The sequence below is a fragment of the Pseudomonas sp. P7758 genome, assembly GCF_013386485.1.
In the GTDB taxonomy this organism is placed as follows: Bacteria; Pseudomonadota; Gammaproteobacteria; order Pseudomonadales; family Pseudomonadaceae; genus Aquipseudomonas.
The window spans coordinates 1-430 of sequence record NZ_JACARS010000259.1 but is presented as its reverse complement, the minus strand read 5'-3'; the positions used below and the strand labels follow the sequence as shown (position 1 = coordinate 430).

Below are 430 nucleotides of genomic sequence, written 5' to 3'. Positions count from 1 at the left end.
GGGTGGCGATGGCCACCAGCGGCAGGACCACGTCGCACTTCTTGATGTGGTACTCGATCCACTCGGAGTGGATGCTGATGTCGCCTTCCACATAGTGGAAATTCGGGTGGCTGCGCAGGCGCTCGATGGCGTCGGAGCCGATGTCCAGGCCGTAGATTTCGTAACGGTCGTCACGCAGCAGGCGCTCGGACAGGTGGTTACCGATGAAACCGTTCACACCCAGGATCAGCACGCGGGTACGACGGGGCTTGCGGCCGGACTCGGCGCCGCGCAGTACGGAACCGTCCACCAGGCCCAGTTCATCCGCCAGGGACGGGCCGGCCAGGTACAGGCCGTTCTCGTTGCGCTGGCCGAACTTGACCACCAGGGAGTCTTCACCGCAGGCGATGCGCAGCGGGTTGACGCTGATCACGCGGCCTGGCGCCAGGCC

The 430-nt window shown here is 65.6% G+C and carries 1 protein-coding gene; it reads right to left on the bottom strand.

The features are described from left to right. The coding region (locus HX873_RS31340; RefSeq protein WP_177123841.1) for an NAD-dependent epimerase/dehydratase family protein at positions 1-430 on the bottom strand (430 nt) is incomplete at both ends.